This is a genomic window from Paenibacillus sp. P4_A7, assembly GCF_056402455.1.
Genome location: NZ_JBFUHJ010000831.1, coordinates 1 through 974, shown reverse-complemented (window position 1 = coordinate 974; position 974 = coordinate 1). Strand labels below are relative to the sequence as shown.

Annotated in this window: 1 protein-coding gene; it reads left to right on the top strand. The window is 45.9% G+C overall.

Annotated features, from left to right (window positions below):
- Positions 1–198 precede the first annotated feature (198 nt).
- The coding region (gene bshC, locus AC1DWN_RS34325) for a bacillithiol biosynthesis protein BshC (protein ID WP_477563279.1) at positions 199–974 on the top strand (776 nt) is incomplete at its 3' end.

Genomic DNA, 974 nt, shown 5'->3' with positions numbered 1-974 from the left:
GACAGGTGTTTATGTGCATCGGAATCGGGAAAACGATACTTGTTTCTTAACATAAATATGGTAATAAAGAACGCCTCATTCATAATGGAGGCGTATTTGCTTTGACGGGTGGCTTCACGTTTGTGTACAATTACTTAAGGTAAGATAATTACTTAGAGTTTAAACGACAACAAGCAAGCGGGAGGTCAAAACTACGCGATGAAAATAGAATCGTATGCATTGCCGATTAATCAGCCTTTGACACAAGCTTATATTGAGCGGTCAGACAGCCGTGTGGAAGCTTTATATGGCTATCATGCCGGTGTGGAGCAGGATTGGAATAAACGTATGGACCGCTTAGACGACAGAGGTGCTTTAAGAGCTGACTCTGTTGCATTAGCAAACGTGCTTAGAGCTTATAACGAGGGAGTAAATGCGGCACCAGAAGCATTAGCAGCTATTGCTACGATTGCGGAAGGAGCTCCGGTTGTAATTGGAGGACAGCAAGCTGGTTTATGGACCGGTCCATTGCTTGTCATACATAAAGCAGTTTCGATTATTGGAGCAGCTAAGTCGGCGAGCGCTCAGCTCGGTCGCACAGTGGTTCCTGTATTTTGGATTGCTGGGGAGGATCATGATTGGGATGAAGCGAATCATGCTTACTTTCTGACAGCAGAGCAGGAGCTTCGCAAGCTGTCCGCTGTAAGACCTGAAGGTGCTCGTACGTCAGTTAGTCGTACAGCAATTACAGCTGAAGCCTGGGAGCAATTACTGACAGAGCTTGAGCAGACATTGCCGCATTCCGAGTTTAAACCGGTATTGCTGGAAGAGCTTCGCCAGATGACGATCAAAGCTCATTCGTTGTCAGACTTATTCGCATTTATTTTAAGTCAATTGTTCAGCAAGGAAGGGTTGGTGCTGCTCGACGCGGACGACCCGAATATTCGTCGCATAGAAACGCCGATGTTTAAGCAAATAATCGAACGGAACGATGA